The organism is Enterobacter sp. PTB, from assembly GCF_051130085.1.
GTDB lineage: Bacteria > Pseudomonadota > Gammaproteobacteria > Enterobacterales > Enterobacteriaceae > Enterobacter > Enterobacter ludwigii.
Window position 1 is genome coordinate 1 of record NZ_JBDKEE010000035.1, and the last position, 17,838, is coordinate 17,838.

At 49.9% G+C, this 17,838-nt stretch carries 14 protein-coding genes and 3 pseudogenes; 7 read left to right on the forward strand and 10 right to left on the reverse strand.

The genetic code is table 11. From position 1 onward, the window contains the following. Positions 1 to 379 precede the first annotated feature (379 nt). The 5 genes and pseudogenes from AAIR21_RS24750 to AAIR21_RS24770 all read left to right on the forward strand — a co-directional run bounded on the left by AAIR21_RS24750 (position 380) and on the right by AAIR21_RS24770 (position 5,916). Positions 380 to 646, forward strand: coding sequence for a hypothetical protein (locus AAIR21_RS24750; RefSeq protein WP_333168957.1), 267 nt, complete (start codon positions 380 to 382; stop codon positions 644 to 646). After that, positions 647 to 1,615: a reverse transcriptase domain-containing protein gene (locus AAIR21_RS24755; RefSeq protein WP_333168958.1), complete on the forward strand. Its 969-nt coding sequence runs from the start codon at positions 647 to 649 to the stop codon at positions 1,613 to 1,615. Between the two features lie 91 nt (positions 1,616 to 1,706). Beyond that, positions 1,707 to 2,470, forward strand: a pseudogene (gene tnpC / locus AAIR21_RS24760) (IS66 family transposase); the annotation flags it as partial. A 347-nt stretch (positions 2,471 to 2,817) separates the two neighbouring features. Beyond that, the gene (locus AAIR21_RS24765; protein WP_333168959.1) at positions 2,818 to 3,381 is read left to right on the forward strand and encodes a hypothetical protein; all 564 of its coding nucleotides are present in this window, start codon (positions 2,818 to 2,820) and stop codon (positions 3,379 to 3,381) included. A gap of 2,172 nt (positions 3,382 to 5,553) precedes the next feature. Then, positions 5,554 to 5,916 carry a hypothetical protein gene (locus tag AAIR21_RS24770; RefSeq protein WP_333168960.1) on the forward strand — a complete coding sequence of 121 codons (363 nt, stop codon included), beginning with the start codon at positions 5,554 to 5,556 and terminating at the stop codon, positions 5,914 to 5,916. A gap of 237 nt (positions 5,917 to 6,153) precedes the next feature. Here the strand turns inward: AAIR21_RS24770 and AAIR21_RS24775 are convergent, their stop codons facing one another. From AAIR21_RS24775 to AAIR21_RS24820, 10 genes and pseudogenes are all read right to left on the reverse strand, one after another. Continuing rightward, on the reverse strand, positions 6,154 to 6,363 hold the full coding sequence (locus AAIR21_RS24775) for an ECs_2282 family putative zinc-binding protein (RefSeq protein WP_416186579.1): 210 nt from the start codon (positions 6,361 to 6,363) through the stop codon (positions 6,154 to 6,156). A gap of 240 nt (positions 6,364 to 6,603) precedes the next feature. Beyond that, a pseudogene (locus AAIR21_RS24780) lies at positions 6,604 to 6,999 on the reverse strand (integrase core domain-containing protein); the annotation flags it as partial. Positions 7,000 to 7,058: 59 nt separating this feature from the next. Continuing rightward, positions 7,059 to 7,346, reverse strand: a pseudogene (locus tag AAIR21_RS24785) (IS3 family transposase); the annotation flags it as partial. Positions 7,347 to 8,443: 1,097 nt separating this feature from the next. Further along, a complete protein-coding gene (locus tag AAIR21_RS24790; protein WP_333168961.1) occupies positions 8,444 to 9,331 on the reverse strand; it encodes a Kdo hydroxylase family protein in 888 nt (295 codons plus the stop codon). Next, positions 9,328 to 9,906: an MgtC/SapB family protein gene (locus tag AAIR21_RS24795; protein WP_333168962.1), complete on the reverse strand. Its 579-nt coding sequence runs from the start codon at positions 9,904 to 9,906 to the stop codon at positions 9,328 to 9,330. The genes AAIR21_RS24790 and AAIR21_RS24795 overlap by 4 nt, the downstream gene beginning before the upstream one ends. 132 nt (positions 9,907 to 10,038) lie before the next feature. Beyond that, positions 10,039 to 10,800, reverse strand: coding sequence for a transporter substrate-binding domain-containing protein (locus tag AAIR21_RS24800; protein WP_434682500.1), 762 nt, complete (start codon positions 10,798 to 10,800; stop codon positions 10,039 to 10,041). Between the two features lie 99 nt (positions 10,801 to 10,899). Beyond that, positions 10,900 to 11,706: a molybdate ABC transporter substrate-binding protein gene (gene modA / locus AAIR21_RS24805; protein WP_333168964.1), complete on the reverse strand. Its 807-nt coding sequence runs from the start codon at positions 11,704 to 11,706 to the stop codon at positions 10,900 to 10,902. A 109-nt stretch (positions 11,707 to 11,815) separates the two neighbouring features. Further along, positions 11,816 to 13,210: an MFS transporter gene (locus AAIR21_RS24810; RefSeq protein WP_434682501.1), complete on the reverse strand. Its 1,395-nt coding sequence runs from the start codon at positions 13,208 to 13,210 to the stop codon at positions 11,816 to 11,818. Positions 13,211 to 13,302: 92 nt separating this feature from the next. After that, positions 13,303 to 14,604: a M20 family metallopeptidase gene (locus AAIR21_RS24815; RefSeq protein WP_434682502.1), complete on the reverse strand. Its 1,302-nt coding sequence runs from the start codon at positions 14,602 to 14,604 to the stop codon at positions 13,303 to 13,305. Between the two features lie 3 nt (positions 14,605 to 14,607). Beyond that, positions 14,608 to 15,537 (reverse strand): DMT family transporter, encoded by a 930-nt coding sequence (locus AAIR21_RS24820; RefSeq protein ID WP_434682503.1) that lies wholly within the window; start codon positions 15,535 to 15,537, stop codon positions 14,608 to 14,610. 115 nt (positions 15,538 to 15,652) lie between these two features. On the opposite strand from AAIR21_RS24820, the gene AAIR21_RS24825 reads away from it, so the two are divergent. Continuing rightward, the gene (locus tag AAIR21_RS24825) at positions 15,653 to 16,114 is read left to right on the forward strand and encodes an Lrp/AsnC family transcriptional regulator (protein ID WP_333168968.1); all 462 of its coding nucleotides are present in this window, start codon (positions 15,653 to 15,655) and stop codon (positions 16,112 to 16,114) included. 781 nt (positions 16,115 to 16,895) lie between these two features. Continuing rightward, on the forward strand, positions 16,896 to 17,825 hold the full coding sequence (locus AAIR21_RS24830) for a hypothetical protein (RefSeq protein WP_434682504.1): 930 nt from the start codon (positions 16,896 to 16,898) through the stop codon (positions 17,823 to 17,825). The last annotated feature ends 13 nt before the right edge of the window (positions 17,826 to 17,838 follow it).

The window sequence follows — 17,838 nt, forward strand, 5'->3', positions numbered from 1 at the left end:
TACTGCCCTGGAACATAGATCTCACCGTCAATACGGCGCTCGCTTAACGCTTACGGACAAGTGTCGTTACGTGTAAGCGTTGTCAAAACCGGGTTCTTGTCGTTACCCCGGGATAAGGATGGCGGAAACCTGTTTACTGGCCATCCGGCAACCGGCATTGAGGTGGCATGATCTCTGCTCAGGCTCAGATACGGAACGTGTGAACCTGACACGCTGATGCTAAGGGAGAAACTGCGACAGAACACCGTGCAGAAAGAGTACCGATGCGGCGTGAAGGGACGGAGTTTCCCGTAGTAGTGTCGAAATTGCCGTAATGGCGGTGGAGCGAAGGGGGAACGTTATTCAGTTTTGTTTAAAGCAACAACTGCTGACAGGATGATTGAACAAAACAAAACCTTATTTGATCGATAAAGCCATTATCTGGAAAGCCTGGCTGGCGGTCAAAGCTAACCGGGGCTCCGCTGGCGCGGATGGGATGACGATTGAAGCGTTTGAGCGTAATTTGTCCCGAAACCTTTACAAAATCTGGAACCGGTTAAGTTCTGGTTGCTATATGCCACTGCCGGTGAAGCGGGTGGATATTCCCAAATCAGACGGGAAAACTCGTCCACTGGGGATCCACACCGTCAGCGATCGTGTGGCATAGATGGCCGTCAAAATGGTACTGGAGCTGGAATGGGATCGGTTGTTCAGCGGTTCTTCATTTGGTTACCGACCGGGAAAATCGGCGCATGATGCCGTTGCACAGTCAAAAATGAACTGCTGGAAATACGAATGGGTGATTGATCTGGATATCAGAGGCTTCTTTGATAATCTTGACCATGCCCTGCTGTTGAAGGCAGTGGATCATCTGCATCCGGCCCCATGGGTCAGACTCTGTATTGTGCGATGGCTGAAAGCTGAGATCATTTTCCCGGATGGACATCGTCTTTCACCAAATAAGGGTACCCCGCAGGGCGGCGTCATCAGTCCCCTGCTGGCTAACCTTTTTCTGCATTATGTGCAGGACAAATGGCTGGAGAAACATTACCCAAATAATCCATGGGAAAGGTATGTCGATGACAGCATTGTTCACTGCCGGAGCCAATGGGAGGCGCGTTTTCTTCTCAGACAGCTCAGGGAACGAATGAAAAGCTGCGGGCTGGAGTTACACCCGGAGAAAACCCGGATTGTGAACTGCCATCCGCTAACCAAACGCAAAAGCTATGGTCACCATTCATTCTATTTTCTGGGTTTTACCTTTCGCCGCAGAGCAGCAAGGAAGATTGCTGGCGGTAGATTCACGGGATTCCTGCCTGCGATCAGCAAGAAAGCGCAGAAATCCATCGTCCGTTCGTTCCGGGTATGGAACATTCAGCGGCTGACAAGCCTGTCGGCAGAAGAAATCGCGGGAAGAATTAACCCGCAACTATGCGGATGGATCAATTATTATGGGAAATTTTATCCAAGTGAAATGAACATGATATGGCGAATACTGGACTGGCGGTTAGTCAAGTGGGTCCGGTGCCGCTATAAGCAATACCGGTGGCATCAAAGCCGCGCCAGTGAAGTACTGGAACGGATCAGGCAGTGTAATAAGGCACTGTTTGCACACTGGAAGTTGATGATCAGATAGGGTTGAATAACAGGAGCCGTATGAGGTGAGAGCTTCACGTACGGTTCTGTGAGCGGCCGGAAGTGGAGGTTCCCTCTGCTCTACTCGACCGCCGGTGCCGGTGTCGCTGCCAGGTAATAAAAGACGAAGACAGGCCGCCTGTGGACGTATGTTCGAGACGATCGCAATGCCGGGTCAACGCAAGCCCCGGCGGTGTGGTTCGCCTACTCACCGGACAGATAGAGCATCCATCCTCAGACGCACCTTGCCAGCTTCAGTGGTGTGCTACAGGCAAATGCTTACGCCGGGTTCAACGAGTTGTATCGCACTGGCGATACAACGGAAGCGGCCTGTTGGGCTCATGCCCGCCGCAAAATCAATGATGCCCACGTCCGCACGCCATCGGCCCTGACGAAAGAAACCCTGAAGCGGATCGGCGAACTGTACGCCATCGAGACAGATATAAGGGGAATGCCGGCGGAGCAGTGCCTTGCTGAACGTCAGCTGAAAACAAAACCACTGCTGAAATCCATAGAAAGCTGGCTGCGTGAAAAGATGAAAACCCTGTCGTGACACTCAGAACTGGCAAAAGCGTTCGCGTATGTGCTAAACCAGTGGTCGCTGGCGTATTATGCAGATAACGGTTGGGCTGAGGCAGATAACAACATCGCAGAAAAAGCCCTGAGGATGGTCAGTCTGGGTCGTAAGAACTTCCTGTTCTTCGGCTGTGACCACGGTGGTGAGCGCGGCGCGTTGCTGTATAGCCTGATCGGGACGTGCAAAATGAATGGAGTAGATCCAGAGCGCTACTTCCAGCATGTACTTGATGTCATCGCAGACTGGCCGGTCAATAGGGTCAGCGAACTACTACCATAGCGTGTCACACTGCTGGCTGAATAACACGCCTTCGTCAATACGGTTCCCGCTGTACGCTTACCACTGAAGAGTATCAAAAAAACGAATATCGGCCAGCCTGATGCGGCTACTCAGGATGTAAAAAAAATCCTGACGATCACATCAGTCAGTTCACAACATTATCGCAGCTAATTCCTTTATCGGTTTTCAGATACTGCTCTGTGTTTCATGTAACGATGCTGCGTCACCAAAATCTTGACTAATTCTTATTGCCGGTATGATGATAACTTTGCTTGCTATGGCACCCATCAACAGATTTCCTCCACACCAACTGAAACTTCATTGCATGAAACAGCCAGGAGCATGATATGAAAATCCTTATTGTTGACCCAAAAGGGAACTTATCCCCATCAGAGGCAGAGAACGTTATAGTTGAGTTTAGCAATGACAGAAAATTGAAAATTACAGAGAGTAAAACGGCCATGCCAGAGGAAATTCCTAAGGGGATTTCTATCTGGGGGCTCGGTAACACTGCCCATAGCGAGTACGAAAAGGATGCTTCCCGGCTGAACATTACCCCGGTTGCATGCAATGGCATTATTGTCCTTCCCTATGGAGATTGTGGACATAACGTAGATGTGCCGGTATCAAAGCTTGCTCTGAAAATATTTATCACGCCCCATAACGGAGGAAAACAACGCGTAGATGCCAGCAGTATTTTGATTTCGCTAAAAAATGGCAAGACACTGAAGTTGCTTGAGGACTACGCCCGAGGCGGTCTTCTTATCTGGGGGGGGCGAGAGCCAGAATCAGGGCTTCCGCTAGAGGATGTAATTAAAAGAACGGAAAGTATTGGAGTATATCCCTTAGCAGCTAACGTTATTCATGTATTCCCGTATAAACTTCACTCAGACGTAATGGTCCCTTTATAGGCTTGGATGTTACAGCTTTCAGACACAGCACAGCTAATAGGATTTCGCATGGAAGCGGTGCTGTGCAAATCAGCTAATGGCGGTGCTATTTTAACCCTCTTTTTGCGATGAGCGGATTAATTCAAAACGGCACCACCACATTCTTTGGTGGCGCTTGCCGGCTCTCTGTATTCCAACGTTATAGTCACTCTGGTTAGCTTGACTGCCAGTTCTTTCTTACCATACACAACTTCCGTTATGAGCATGTGCAAGTCCGGTTCCGTTACAGGTTTACCGGACAGAGGTGCAGTACTTTAGGCACTGGGCACTGCGCCACATCCCTGATGAGATATTTGCTCTCCCCGGCGTTGCAACCCCTTAAAGCATCATTTTGTGCCGCCGTTTTTTTTCATGTTAACTGCTCCCCGCCACTGTCTACTGAAGGCACAGGAGCCCTCTTCCCAAAACTGGAGAATATAATGAACAAATTTGAATGGGACCCAACGCAGGATTAGACTTATACAACCGCAGAAGGTAGTCAGATGATGACAGCACATACTCTGGACAAACTATCGGGGTCATCCCTCACAATGAATGCAATGGGGCATTCGTTAACGTTGCAACTTTAGGAGCCAACCATTGGTGGCCCCCGACTTCTCCCGGAGCAAGACTTTGCGTGGGATTACACCGTAACGATGAAACCACTGGGGAGCAAACCTATATTAATGTTGAGCAGGGTACTTTTCTGGTAATCGGACTCCCCTCTGCGTATCAGAATAAATTTTATGTTATATACCGATGACAAGGATGGGGATGGGGATGGGGATGGGGATGGGATTTTAGATAATAAAGTAAATATAATGACTACAGGAAATATCCGCCTTGAAACATCTGAGTAGTCTGAATTGAATTTTGGTGGCATTCAAAACGAGGATGACTAGTTCAGATGTAAGTTAACAACCATGGATGGCTCCGTAATATCCATTGCTCCCTAAAACACAGGTGGTTCAGGTTCCGTATTCATCAAAGCCATAACAAATATATTTGATGGTGCAAGTGTGGACGTTGTTTCTGTTTCATTATCAACCAGTCAGATTGGTGGTGAGTCGTTTATTGTATCAAGTCAGCCTGGGGATAACTGCAAGTTCTCATTTTCCTTCTCCAGTTACGTAAATTCAGACCCAGAGCATTTGATAGTGACATCTGAAACCGCCTTAGATCCTATGGTGTTTAAATTATGGCCAAGAATAAAAATTAGCGAAAATAAGTGTCTTGTAAAAATAATTTGTTAGAGGATAATTCGAAGGTAGTGATTGAAGTAGGCGGTTGTTATTATAATGATTAAATTACAAATATTAGCAGGGGTATGCCGGATTTAATAACACCACATTATATCGGCAGGTACTCATTCAATATAATGACTGCTGATGGTTTCCCTGGAGGACTGTTTGATTTCATAACTACTGATGGTGATAATACTGGCGCGCTGAAATTATCAGTAAGTTGTAATAATGGTTTTGGTGCGCAAGTACTTACTAATAAAGAGCTATCTATATTGATAGTCAACCCGGAAAGGAGGCGCTAAGGATCAAAGCTACGATTTTACCGACCGTAATTTTATTACAGTAAAACTTAAGAAATTAAAACCACCATCTCCTGTAATTAGCTTGGGTGGGTAGCATCGACATATCAGTATAAGTTGGCTAACATCTGATACTCACTCAACAGTGGAGGATTATGTAATATAATGATAATGAGTGTGTCATTAAATGTTCGACCTGTTGCGTAAATGCTTTTCCCTTTTCTAATGTGCTCGAAGTCTTTAAAGGATTGTCTTTGGATTCTCTGTGATAACCCCCCTTTATTGTTGGATTTGCCCTTTAAGTCCAGACTAATGGTATGGGTTAGATACCCGCTGACTGATCCAGATTTTGCCTTCCGGTCCGCGATGAAGGGGCTACCCGAGGTGGCCGAAAGAACAACAGCAAAGCGCACTGACATACCCCTTTCCCTACGGAAGGATCATTGGGCTGTGTACATTGCTGTTGTGGTGGATTCCACTGGCGTCAGGACGCACACAGCATGCCACCAAGTGATTGATTTTAAAAAGTGCGCGAGCCACGGTGGCTGATCAAAGGCTCATGGGGGGTCACTCTATACCAAGATACCCATCATGTATTAGGGAGTGGCAGTATGAAAATTATGACGAAAATGGTTGTACAAACAGGGGTTCCACTTGTTCTTATGCTGTTTGCTGCATCTGGAACCTGCAAAATTAAAACGGAACAACAATATAAAAATACGACTCGCCAGTATAATGAAGATGTGGATAGACACATCCATGTATTAAGTCGCAATGGTGAGCGTGTTGACGCAGGCATCGTGGACAGTACCAATAAGACGTTATGTGTATCCCTGTATCGCATTAATCTCCAGGGGGAAATTGATTCTCTCCGAACTCAAATGGCAGGTATAATGGATCGTAACCAGCAGCAATCTTTACAGCATCAGATCAATATACTGGAGCAGAAAAAACGTTCACCAGGACGCTGCTGAAACAATGAACCAGAAATAGCCAAAGTAATTAGACGATTAGATTCATGTTAATACATGGTTTTTTGTAATATTATGTAACATATTTCAGGCGCCGGAGATAATTATCGGAAGAGCCATTGTGTCAAACTAAACCACGGTTACTCGCCGTGGTTTTGTTATCTGCAAGTGAGATGATAACAGTAAGATAAAATCAGTCACTTCAGGGGCTGAAAGCGGCTAGGTAACAGGAAAACATTTTCACTTACCAAGGCGAATTCTGAGAATATCTCTGACGAGTATCTCAGCATGTTCACGGGCCTGCTGGATAATCTCGTCCTTACGGATAGTACGCCCACAGCGGGAGCAAGTGGTGCTAGTATTATCGTCCAAATCGCTAATCTCTGTACCACCGTATACGGTTAGGTCATGGTGGCAGTCTGGGCACTTAAAGGGAATGTTACTCACCATTGGTTACCTGAAAAGGGGACTTGTATCCAAACCATCTCAACGGCAGGGCAACTGCGGCAAGGCTCATCGGCTCCTTGTGATTTTGGGCTGGTGGTGTCAGTTCATGATGCTGTCTGAGTCGAGGCTCCGGAGGTAGTTTCGTGGCGGATTTTTCATGTGTCGCGTTTTTTTCTTCCTTGCACTGAGAGTTTTCATGGTTAATTACCGGTTCAGGCTCGAATAAAAGTGGTGGATTGGCCCCTATATTTCCAGACACCTTTTATCACTTAACCCATTACTGGTTTGTCGCCGCAGATATTCTCGTGGCGAACGATATCCCAGTGCACTATGCGAATGCCATTCGTTGTAATGTTCGAAAAGCTTCCGCAAGGTTCTTTACCGCTGTTAACCCCTCAGGTTTCGGTATGACGCTGATGTTCATCATTTTCACGAAGCTCTATGCCATCCTGTTGCTTTCCGGACTGCGTGCAGCCGTATGTTTAGGCTCCAGTCCTGCCATTCTGGCGAACTGACGCGTCTGATGAGCACGGTAGGCTGAACCATTGTCTGTCAGCCACTCAACGGGGGATATCGGCAGGCTGTTACCAAAGCGTCGTTCCGCCGCACCCGGCAGACGCCCTGCACGGTTTCGCTGTCATTGTCAACGCCAAGATTTATGACCGTTACTGGGGGGGCGGATGTTTTCTTGGACTGTTTTAGTATGTCATCCCGAGTCTTCTCCGGTACATTTCTGGACTGACAGCACCCAACGATAGTTTAATACGCCTTTTGTTATACCATCGGATGTAAGTATCTAAATACTGCATGAAGTTTTCCAGAGTTACAACTGACCACTCACGACCGTAATACATTTCCGTTTTCAGTCGACTGAAGAACCCTTCGCATGCAGCATTATCCGGTGAACACCCTTTGTTGGACATTGAGCGGATCAGACCCGCTGCATTCACACGTTCCAGCCAGTCCGGTCAGCGGTAATGCGCGCCTGCGTATTCCGCTCTGTTCGATCATGTTTTCGCGGCGTTTTTCAAAGTAGTTGTCGCTTTTTGTAATAAAATTACGTCATGTCGCTTCTTTTTCTGGGTTCAGGTACACTTCATATATAGGTTTCCAGTTGCGAATTCCCTTACCCAACGTTCAGGATGCTGTTGATAGGCCTCTTTTCTGGCTGAAAGTATTTCGGTATCGACACCACGATGACGTTCATCCGGTGTGACGTATTTAATGCCGCTATGCTTATGTTCTACCAACGCACGAAGCGGGTTTCATTGATAGTATGAAAGCCATTTTCAGGCCAACAGGGGCAATATTTCATCGTCCGAAACAGTGACTCTGAGTAAGAGTTATCATTGCTGACCCGAGGGCGCGAATAGGAGCTGAGTACACCGAGCGCATCTATTTTTGCAGCATTGTATAACTTCTCATCGGGCCTCCGTTATTCTCCATAATGTGCACACCGGCCCCCTGTTGCTAAGCCTGACCCATTCCTCCGCCAGTTGTCTGCGCAACGACAGTGACGCAGAGCTTCGTCCGGTAAAAACGTAACTTTAGTTGTTCTACGGAAATCGGTGCCACAGCAGCATAGTGCCATTCTGGGGGATTGTACATGTCTCTGGTATCCACCTGAATCTCCGTTACGCTGACGCTTTGATCCCGAAGCCACCAGTAAACGCGTCCGCGAAAAAGTTGCTCAATGGGGTTCGAACCTGACCAGATGACGACCACATCAACATCATCGCCGAGTGATTTAATTTGTTGATAAATTCAATGAAACTAGGCTGGGCAGTCAAGTTCGTTATCAGCCGTAAGCCAGTGCAAAGAAATCACGCCAGAAGGCAATACGCTGTTTTAGTGATGCGTCATCTACATCACTTTAAGGTCCGGGTGTGCATTCGTCAGCGATCCCTGTGGCGTCAGTAACAAATAAAGATTCGTGCAGTGCCTAGGCTGAGCACGACTGGCATACGTGTAGGATATTGCTCTGCATTTTGCGTTCCTCCTAAATTGGGCTGGTTAATGTCAAAATCCATTGAACAGACGTCTGTCCTTCAGGACCTTACCCTAATGCCAGTGGGCTTTATTTTCAGAAAAATGCTTGTCCCGCCAATTTTTCAAGAATACGCAGAGGCGATAATTGTGGATTATTCATTACGTTCACCGGCAACAAAAATGTCTGCTCCAGCATAAACTGCCCACTGACAGCGGCGTGTGGTGTCTGATCTGAAAAACAAATCCACAGGCTTCCGGCGGCAAATTCAGTGACCTGCTGAACCCCTCGTTGCTGATAAGCTGCGTCACTTTTCATGTGGTTATGCAGTTCCAGCATGAGATGGTCATAATGGCTGCGCCTGCTCTTCGTTATCCCAAGTGTAGCCAGCAGTGTACTGAAGAACGGATTCCATGAGGCAAGTAAAGGAAGAAAACGGGCTGCCAGCGTGTCAAAATGCTCACCGGTGCGCCATATCCTGGGTTCTCCGTTTGGGCTGATATTACAGAAGACCCGCAGAATACGGTTACCGTGAACCGGACGTGACGGAAAGGCATCCACGTGCAGACGTGTGTCATCCTTGCGCCAGGAGGTGGTATCGCGCCAGGCGGTGACCGGGTGGAGTCGAAGGCTTGTCTGTGGTCTGGAAAACGCATTGCGATAACCGGGCAGGAGGGCGTTGAGCAGTCTGACGGTAAATCGGTAATACCGCTCAGTGAGATTTTTTACGGACTCAACACGATTAACGTCTGCCACTCCGCTGATTTTCTGCATCTCAGGCCAATAGCTGATGTTTTTACGACCGGGAGACACCAGCGATGTTGTCAGCAGTCCACTCTCTTCGTGGAGGAGGGGGAAAGCCATGCGTGGCAGGTACAAAACATTGCCCTGTTCAAGTAGATCCTGTGCGGTTAAATCTGGTTCCGGTATGTTCAGGTCCGTAAGTGGCAGTGTGATCACGGATACCGGGTTAAGTCGGCTCATCGGGTTTCTTCCTTATTGTGGTCTGCCAGTGTTCCGCTCTTGTATGAGTGGTTTGCGGTTGGAGCTGGCTGAAGGGATGTGTCGTCCTGGTTGTCATCGCATGGCGGCTCTGCCCTGGCATATATATCCCTGCGGCGGTGAACGCCGCGCTGGAGTGCTTTAAAACTGTTTTCCAGCCAGCTCGCACCGGTCAGGATACCGAGGATGACCAGCGTCATCACAACGGACTGGGGGAGTAAGTCGAGGCCAATCATGGCGCCGAGTGCGGCCAGCACCCAGACAGTGGCTGCAGAGGTGACGCCCATCACCTGGCCGTCACGGGTCATCATCACGCCCGCCCCCAGAAAGCCAATACCACTCACCAGTTGCCCGAGGACCCGACTGCGGTCGGCCTCCAGCCCGGCAAGATGTATGCCCATCGCCAGAAACAGGTAACTTCCCAGAATAATCAGCGTCGATGTACGGATACCGACAGGTTTACCATGCAGTTGACGTTCCAGACCAATGAATGTGCCGCATATCAGGCAGGCCAGAATATGGGACCAGGACAATGGCGCTAAATCGGAAATATTCACAACGTTAATCCGGGTGGTGGTAATGCCCGTTATGCTCAGAACGGGTATCCGGTGATGTCCAGTGATGGGAGTCACCATTATGATGACTACGGTTACTGAGGCACCCTGAATTTGTGGCTGGGTTTTACGTGATTACTGTTGTATGTTCCACTTGTCTGCCAGCGCAGATAACCGCTCTTTTTGCAGAAATGTATTAACCGCGTTGAGCAGGCCGGGGCTGGTGTTCATCATCCAGACCTTGCTGCTCTCTGTACCTTTAAACGGTCGGGTAGTTGTCAGGCAAAACGTTTCTGGTTCTGTTGCGTGGTAATATTGCCCTTCAAGCAAATCCGTAAACATTACATCGGCAGTCTGGCTGCGTATTGCCTGAAGCGTGTCCGGATTATTTCCCATCCGGATGATATGGGCGTGATGAATATTTTTCTCGACAAAAGACTGATTGGTGCCACCCGGATTGACCACCACCCTGACGCCGGGACGGTCAATGGTGTCAGGACTGTGGTAAAGTGCGCTGGTTTTACAGTGGGTAAGGGCAATTTTACCATTGGGCAATATCTCCCGGGACAACGAAAACATGTTTGCTCTCTCGGGTGTGGCGGTTATCCCCCCGATAGCAATATCAAACTTACCCGATGCCAGGTCCCGGGCAAGGTCCGGCCAGCTGGTCGGCACAAAGTCCACACGGGTGCCCAGTTCGCTCCCGAAATCGTTTGCAAGGTCAATCTCAAAACCCTGTAACTGACCGGTGACGGCATCATGCCAGGCCAGCGGAGCGTAATCACCGGGAACGCCGACCCTGAGAACACCCGATGCAGAAATCTCATCCAGAGTTCTTGCCTGAAGGTGAAGGCTGAAAACAAGTAAGCCGAATGCGACAGCAACTGATTTTATCATTCCGGTAATATTCCTTTTAATTTGCGATAACCACAGACCACGGGATGAAGGACCGCGACAGAGACAGGCGGCCCCGTGGTTTCCCCCTGCATAACCCGGTCATGGCCTGGCGGGTGCGACATCCATTCCCCCTGCCCTGAGGACGGCAACGCCGGCAGGGCTGTTCAGCAGGGTAATCAGTGCGCGGGCTTCTGCAGGTGAGGTGCTGGTTGCCCCGATGCCGGCGGCAAAGATTATCGTGCGGTTAAATTCGCCGGGCAGCGGTCCCACCACCTGCATGCCCGGAACGGCTGCGATTTCCGAGGCCTGCGCGACCGCGATTTCAGCCCGACCCTGGACAACCATCTCGCCGGCTTCCGCCCCGGGAACCAGAACGGTCCGGTTCTGTAGCTGCTCAGCAATACCCAGCTGCCTGAGCACACCGGCAAAATACACACCGCTGGCTCCGCCTTTAGCCGGGTCAGCATATGAAACCGATTTTGCCGAGAGCAGGGCAGATTTCAGTTTTGCCGTGGTGCTGATGTCAGGACGGGGGGCACCGGCACGAACCCCGATGGCGACATAAGAACTACCGATGTTGACGATACTGCCACGGGGCACTTTGCCCTGTTCCTGAAGCTCATCGAGGACCGGACGGGACAGAATATAGACATCTGCTGTTGCCCCTTTCTCAATCTGCTTTTTCAGGCCGGCAATGGTGCCGTAGGTTATGTGTAGCGTATTACTGGTGTTCGCCTGGTATTGTTCTGCGAGACGAGCAAATGCCGGTTTAAATGCCACCGTGCTTATCACGCTGACGTCACTGGCCTGGGCCGTAGCGCTCATCATTCCCGCAAGAAGCAGCAGCAGCCCCCGGCGCAGTGTCTGTACATTAAAAGCCCGTGCTAAAAAAAGACTGTTTTTCATTTCACTTACCCTCTGTTATGTCGGAGACATGAGTTCATTTTCTGAATGTTCTGGCGCTTGCCGTAAAGGGCTGATGCTGTTCCTCACCCTTCGTAATGGCGGTGGGTGTTCAGATATCTTCAAGTGAGCGCCCCCGGGTTTCAGGGCCGAAAATGCCCGTGACCGTCATCACCATGACCATGCAAAAAATAATAAAGCCCAGAACGGCCCCGGGACCTGATGAGGACAGAAGCCAGCCAATAATCAGGCTACTGAGGGCAGTAGATAAACGGCTGAATGAATAACACAGTCCCGAGAGGCCAGCCCTGAGCGCTGTCGGAAACAGCTCGGTCTGCCAGGCATGATAACTGCAGGTAAGCCAGGCATTTGAAGCCGTGACCAGAAAACCACAGAGAATGAGCGCCGGCAGATAATCTGCGCAGGCAAACACTGTGCCGGCAATGATGGTGAGAAGTGATGACAACACTATCTGCCACTTGTTATCGATGCAGCCGGCAAACCGGCTGCAGATGAGCGATGTCAGCGGATAAGCCAGCGTGATAAAAAACGAGTACAGCAGGCTGTGCGGCAGGCTGGTGCCCTTGCCTGCCAGCAGCGAAGGCAGCCAGTTACCGAAACCGAAAAAGCCAACTGCCTGAAAGATATTCATGGTGACCAGCAGCAGAATGCGACTCCGGTAACGGTAACGTTCGCGCAACGGGAATGATGCGCGCGGCAGTACCAGGGTATCCTCAACAGGCGCAGGAGCGTACGGGGTGAGGGTGAGACCGCACCGGGTTTCCATGGCGGTGATGAGTTTCCGGGCTTCCATGTGTTTCCCCTGCACCATTAACCAGCGTGGCGACTCTGGAAGTTTTTTGCGGATAAACCAGATAACCAGAGCGCCCGTCGCCCCACAGATGACCACCCAGCGCCATCCGGCAAGACCGAAGATGGTCTGCGGAATCAGCCACCAGGAGAGCAGTGCCAGTGCGGGCACGGACAGAAACTGAATGAAAAATGAAAAAGCAAACGCCCTGCTGCGTAACTGTCGTGGTACCCATTCGCAGAGATAGCTGTCAATCGTGACCATTTCCAGCCCCAGCCCGACACCGGTCAGAAAGCGAAAAAACATGACCTGGTGAGCCTGCGTCTGCAGGGCCATTGTCAGTGAGCATGTGCTGTACCAGAGCAGGGCATACAAAAATGTCTGTCGGCGGCCAAATTTATCTGCCAAGGGTGTCAGCAGTGCGGCACCGATAAACAATCCGGTGAAGGTGATGAAAGCAAATGTCCCCTGGTCTGATGAGAGCATTTTCCCGGATATTCCGCCATGAAAAATCCCCTCTGCCATCAGACCCGTACTGATATAGCCGGTCTGCATTAAATCGTAAATACCGAAAAAGCCACCGGAGGCGAGCAGGGCGATAAATTTCCACAGAGCCCGGCTGTCCGGAAGGGCATCAATACGGTCAGTTAATAACCTTACTGAAGAATCAGGGCTGTCTGATGCTGAGTCTCTCACAGGTATTACTCCCTGATAAACTGATGGTTAAAGGGCGGTTTGCTGTCGCGGTTCGTATATCATGATGGCGTCAGTTGCTGTCACCGGATTTATTATTGTCCTGTATTACGATGGATGAAGATTGCCACCCGGCTTGTCACAACGGGCAGGGAGGAGACCACCAGTGTTTCCTGCGGACTGTGTGCACCGCTGCCCCATGCTCCGAGACCATCGATAACGGCCGGAACAGCCTGTGCAATGTAGGAGACGTCTGCGCCACCGCGTTCAGCCGCCGGAATGGGCTGCAAAGGCCCCTCACCGAGCGCCACGCTGATGTCACTGAACTGCGCCAAAAGCTGCCTGCCCGCATCAGTCTCCGGCATCACCGGCATAATGTCGCTGACGGTCAGCTGACTGGATGTGCGGGGCAGCGGGTGGGTCGTTATCGCCTGCATTTTCTGCACGGCATCGTTTTTCTGTGACGCCGAGAGGTAGCGTAAATCACCGTGCACCTGTGTCTTCGCAGCAATAATGGTTTTCAGTCCGCGTGCACTGCCGGCTCCCTGCTGTATATCTTCACTGACCGTCTGACCACCGAGCAGGAGGCCCGGGCTGAGCGTTAACCCCGGGGTGGACGACAGTGCATCGCGGAAGGCATTCAGTACTCTCGCGGTTTCGTAAATGGCGCCATATCCGGCCCCTGATGAGAAAATAACCGACGAGTGCATTGGTTTCCCCTCCGAAGAGAGAAACCACTCGCTTAACCCGCGGCGGGCGGTGACCAGCCGGTCCGGGGACAGGGCGAATTCAAATCCCAGAGCAATATCACTGGCCTGCGCCGCTTCCCGCAATGCCCGTCGAGAGATGCTGGTGGGTTTTGCGGACAGTTCCTCATCCCCGGTCAGCACCACCGTGATACTGGCGTCTTTCAGTTCCCCCGAGTGGTCCAGGGCCTTCAGGGCGTACAGCAGGGTGACAATCCCCCCTTTGTCATCGATGACGCCGGGTCCGGTCGCTGTTTTTCCGTCAGGGGAAAGGGTAAAGGTCTGAAACGGACTGTCCGGGGGAAAGACGGTATCAAGATGGCCGATGAGCAGTAACCGGGTACCTTTCCCGTCATGGGTGGCGACAAGACTGCCGGCATGCTTCATTGCAGCGGGGAGTTCAGCCCACCGGGTGTGAAAACCCAGCCGCTCAAACTCCGGTCGCAGCAGTTCGCCGGTCCTGCGCACACCCGCGACACTGGCTGTGCCGCTGTTGATATTCACCAGGGTTTCCAGCAGCTGCAGCTGTTCTGCCTTGTGCTCTGTAATATAACGGGTCAGCGCCTGCTCGTCGGGCGTGAGTGACCCGGCAGCAAAAGCGGGAGTGCCACAGATTAATGCTGTGGTCAGGAGCCAGAAGATAAGCTTCATACATCACCCCGTGAGATGACGCCGGGCCGCATTCTGATGAGACTTACCGGAGCGGTCAGGGCGTGACATGAGCGTTAACAGAATACCGGCGGCGAGCGGCAGCGTGAGCAGCAGGGAGGATGCGGAAATGGCATAGCCATACAGCCGGTCCTCCAGTGCAATGGCAATCACCGGAAAGACCAGAAACACCAGAAACACCAGGGATGCCTGAAAGGCGGTGGCTTTCTGAAGGGCAAAGTAGCACAGAATACCGGCAACCCCCGCAAAGGCACCCAGATACAGTACGGCCAGAACGGACGAAGGCGAGAACCGGGCTACCTGCGGTTTTTCAGTGACCCACCCGAGTGCGAGCAGCAGGATACCGGCAACGGCGCAGGGCAGGGCGTTAAAGGTGATGACGGATGTCGTGCAGCTTCTTTTTTTGCACAGCGTGTAGATGATGGCATGTATCACCACGGCGCAGACCAGGGCGAGCATCCCCGGCCAGTGACTGCCGTGTGTATTCTCCGCCTCCTCAAATAAAATGCCGGCCAGCGACGCCATGGCCATGGCCAGTCCGGCGAGCTGAACCGGGCGGGTTTTTTCATTCAGGAAAAGTACCGATGCGATAAGTACGGCAACGGGCATGCCGGAGAAAATAAGGGCGGCAAGCCCGGAGTTAACCCAGGTCTCGCCATAAATCATCAGGGTGAAGGGGAGGGCGAAATAAAAAAGACAGACGATGCACTGAAAATAACGCTGTCCGGGCGGGAACAGCAGCGGTGTTCGTGTGAGCCAGGCAATGCCGATAAGAAACGGTGCGGCAAAGGTAAAGCGCATACCGGTTGCAAATAGCGGAGGAATGGTATCAGCGGCAATACGCATTGCCAGCCAGGTCGTCCCCCAGGTCAGTGACACCAGAATAAAGAGTGAGAGTATTATCACATTTCGCATAATGCATACCTCCGGGAAAGACTGCACTATAACGTTTTGATACGAGAAAAATATTGTATTTATGGGGATGACTTTCATAGGGTGAGGGGAAATTATTCTCCTCTGAGGGCATTTTATGCTGGACCGTAAAGACCGGGAGTTACTTATTTTATTGCAGCGGGACTGTTCGGTGTGTATTCAGGAGCTGGCTGCTGCGGTGAACCTGACTCCGAATCCGTGCTGGAAACGAATTAAAAGGCTCGAAGAGGAAGGGGTTATTACCGGCAGGGTGGCACTGCTGAGTAAAGAAAAACTCAATCTTTCCCTGACCGCCTTTGTGCTGATTAAAACACAGCAGCATAACCACGACTGGTATCACGCTTTTGTCTCTGCCGTAAAAGACATGGCGGAAGTGCAGGGGTTTTACCGGACGGCAGGGGAATATGACTATATGCTGAAGGTGGTGGCGGCGGACATAAAAGGGTATGACGCTTTTTATAAAAAGCTGGTAAAAAACGTTACCGGACTGAGTAACGTCACCTCCTGTTTTGCGATGGAGGAAATTAAAAGCACCACCGAGCTGCCGCTGGGCGGTTAGCGGCAGGTTCACTGAATATCCGGGTATCTTTATGTTGTGATTATTATGATTCTGAGCGTTAAGTAAAACCGCAGGGACGTCATGCCGGAATGTCGCCGGAGTATGCACATAACGCCACCACACCCGAGTGATAATAAAACAACCCGGCAGAAAAATATTTTTCTGCCGGGTATGTCCATACAGGTCTGACGGCTTCTGGCAGGAATTTAAAAGCTAAAAATAAATGTTTTGTGATGCAGATCGATTTTTAACGATGAAAATAAAGGTGTCTGGTATTGTTTTTTATTAAGGCTTTGTCTTCATGTTTTTATAATCCAGTGAGGATGCGGTGTAATAGTTAGCGTGGTAATTATGCGGTCGCTCATTTTGTTTTCATCATTAAATCTGATGCCATATCGGTCTCTGTGAGTAATTTTCGCCTGCAAATTGCGTATTCCACTCTGTTCGATCATGTTTTCGCGTGGAACGTCGATCAGCGATTCGCGCTGATCGATCATCCGGGGGCCGTACGAATATGCGCTTTAGCTTTGGTGACGGAATTTTCTTGGATTCTGGCGTACAACCCCAGGCAGTGATTTTATGCCCGGAGATGGCAGCCCCTCCCGGCAGAGGTCATCCCCGGCAGGTTACGCCAACCTGTTGAACTGATACCGGTCATTCTCATAACCGGTGACGTTCAGCACCTCCCTGGTGCTCTGTGATTTTGACGTCCCACCCTCCCGAGATGATTGTTGATGCCCCATTCCGGGACTAACTAATATACCATCAGGAGAGGTCAGTGATGTTTACACCGTTTAAATGGGATCCCAACGAAAAGATGACCTACGATTCTGAAAATGCCTCTCAGGTTATTATTCAGAATACGCAAAATTTCGCCCTGTCTCGTTCCGCTTCATTTGACATGAATGCACCAGGAGAAATACTGATGTTGAGAGCAAATGACGATGGAGGTATGTACTGGCAGGGGCCGGTCAATGTCAGGGCGGGAACGCTCAGGCTTGAGTTACCTCAGGGAGGGGAGGATGTGGAGGTTTACGGTGCTATTAGTATTGGTGGTGGAGAGAAAAAAAATCGCCTGGAAATCACCTTTAAAGGAAAGCGGTTTGATGAGATTTATATTAATACAGATGTTAAAATAGGTTTGAATGGGGAGTTTTATCTTTACTCCACAGGTATTCTGTGGTTGCTTTGCAATTTTTTTCTGGAAAAAAATGCTGTCGTGAAAATTATCACTACGAAAGATATTCCCGGATACGGTTTTTTTGTAAGTGATAATTCAATTCTTGAGATTGTAGGTGATTCTAATGTTCATTGTCGCTGGCCGATTAATGCATCGAAAAATGCCAGGGTAAATATTTTTGCTGACTATCTTGATACATCCTCTGGCTCATCTACGATAGATATTGATTTTGGTTGTGCAGAAGTTTTTGTCGGAGGGGTTGTTCCTGGACGCATTGCATTATACGGAAGTCAGAACTCACCTGTTTCAGGTTATGGTTTTAATTTTATTACCGTTAATGGAGATAATTACGGGTTGCTTATTGTTTATGCTTCATGTTTAGGGGTTGATTTGGATGATGTAAGTAAAGCTCATTTATTAACTGATGTTGGCTGTTTGATGATTGATGGTAATGTTCAAAAAAATATGGATTTTTTTAATGTTGACTGTCGCAGTCGTCCAGGTTTGATGATTATCTCACTTAAGAAGTAATGTTTGCGACTCA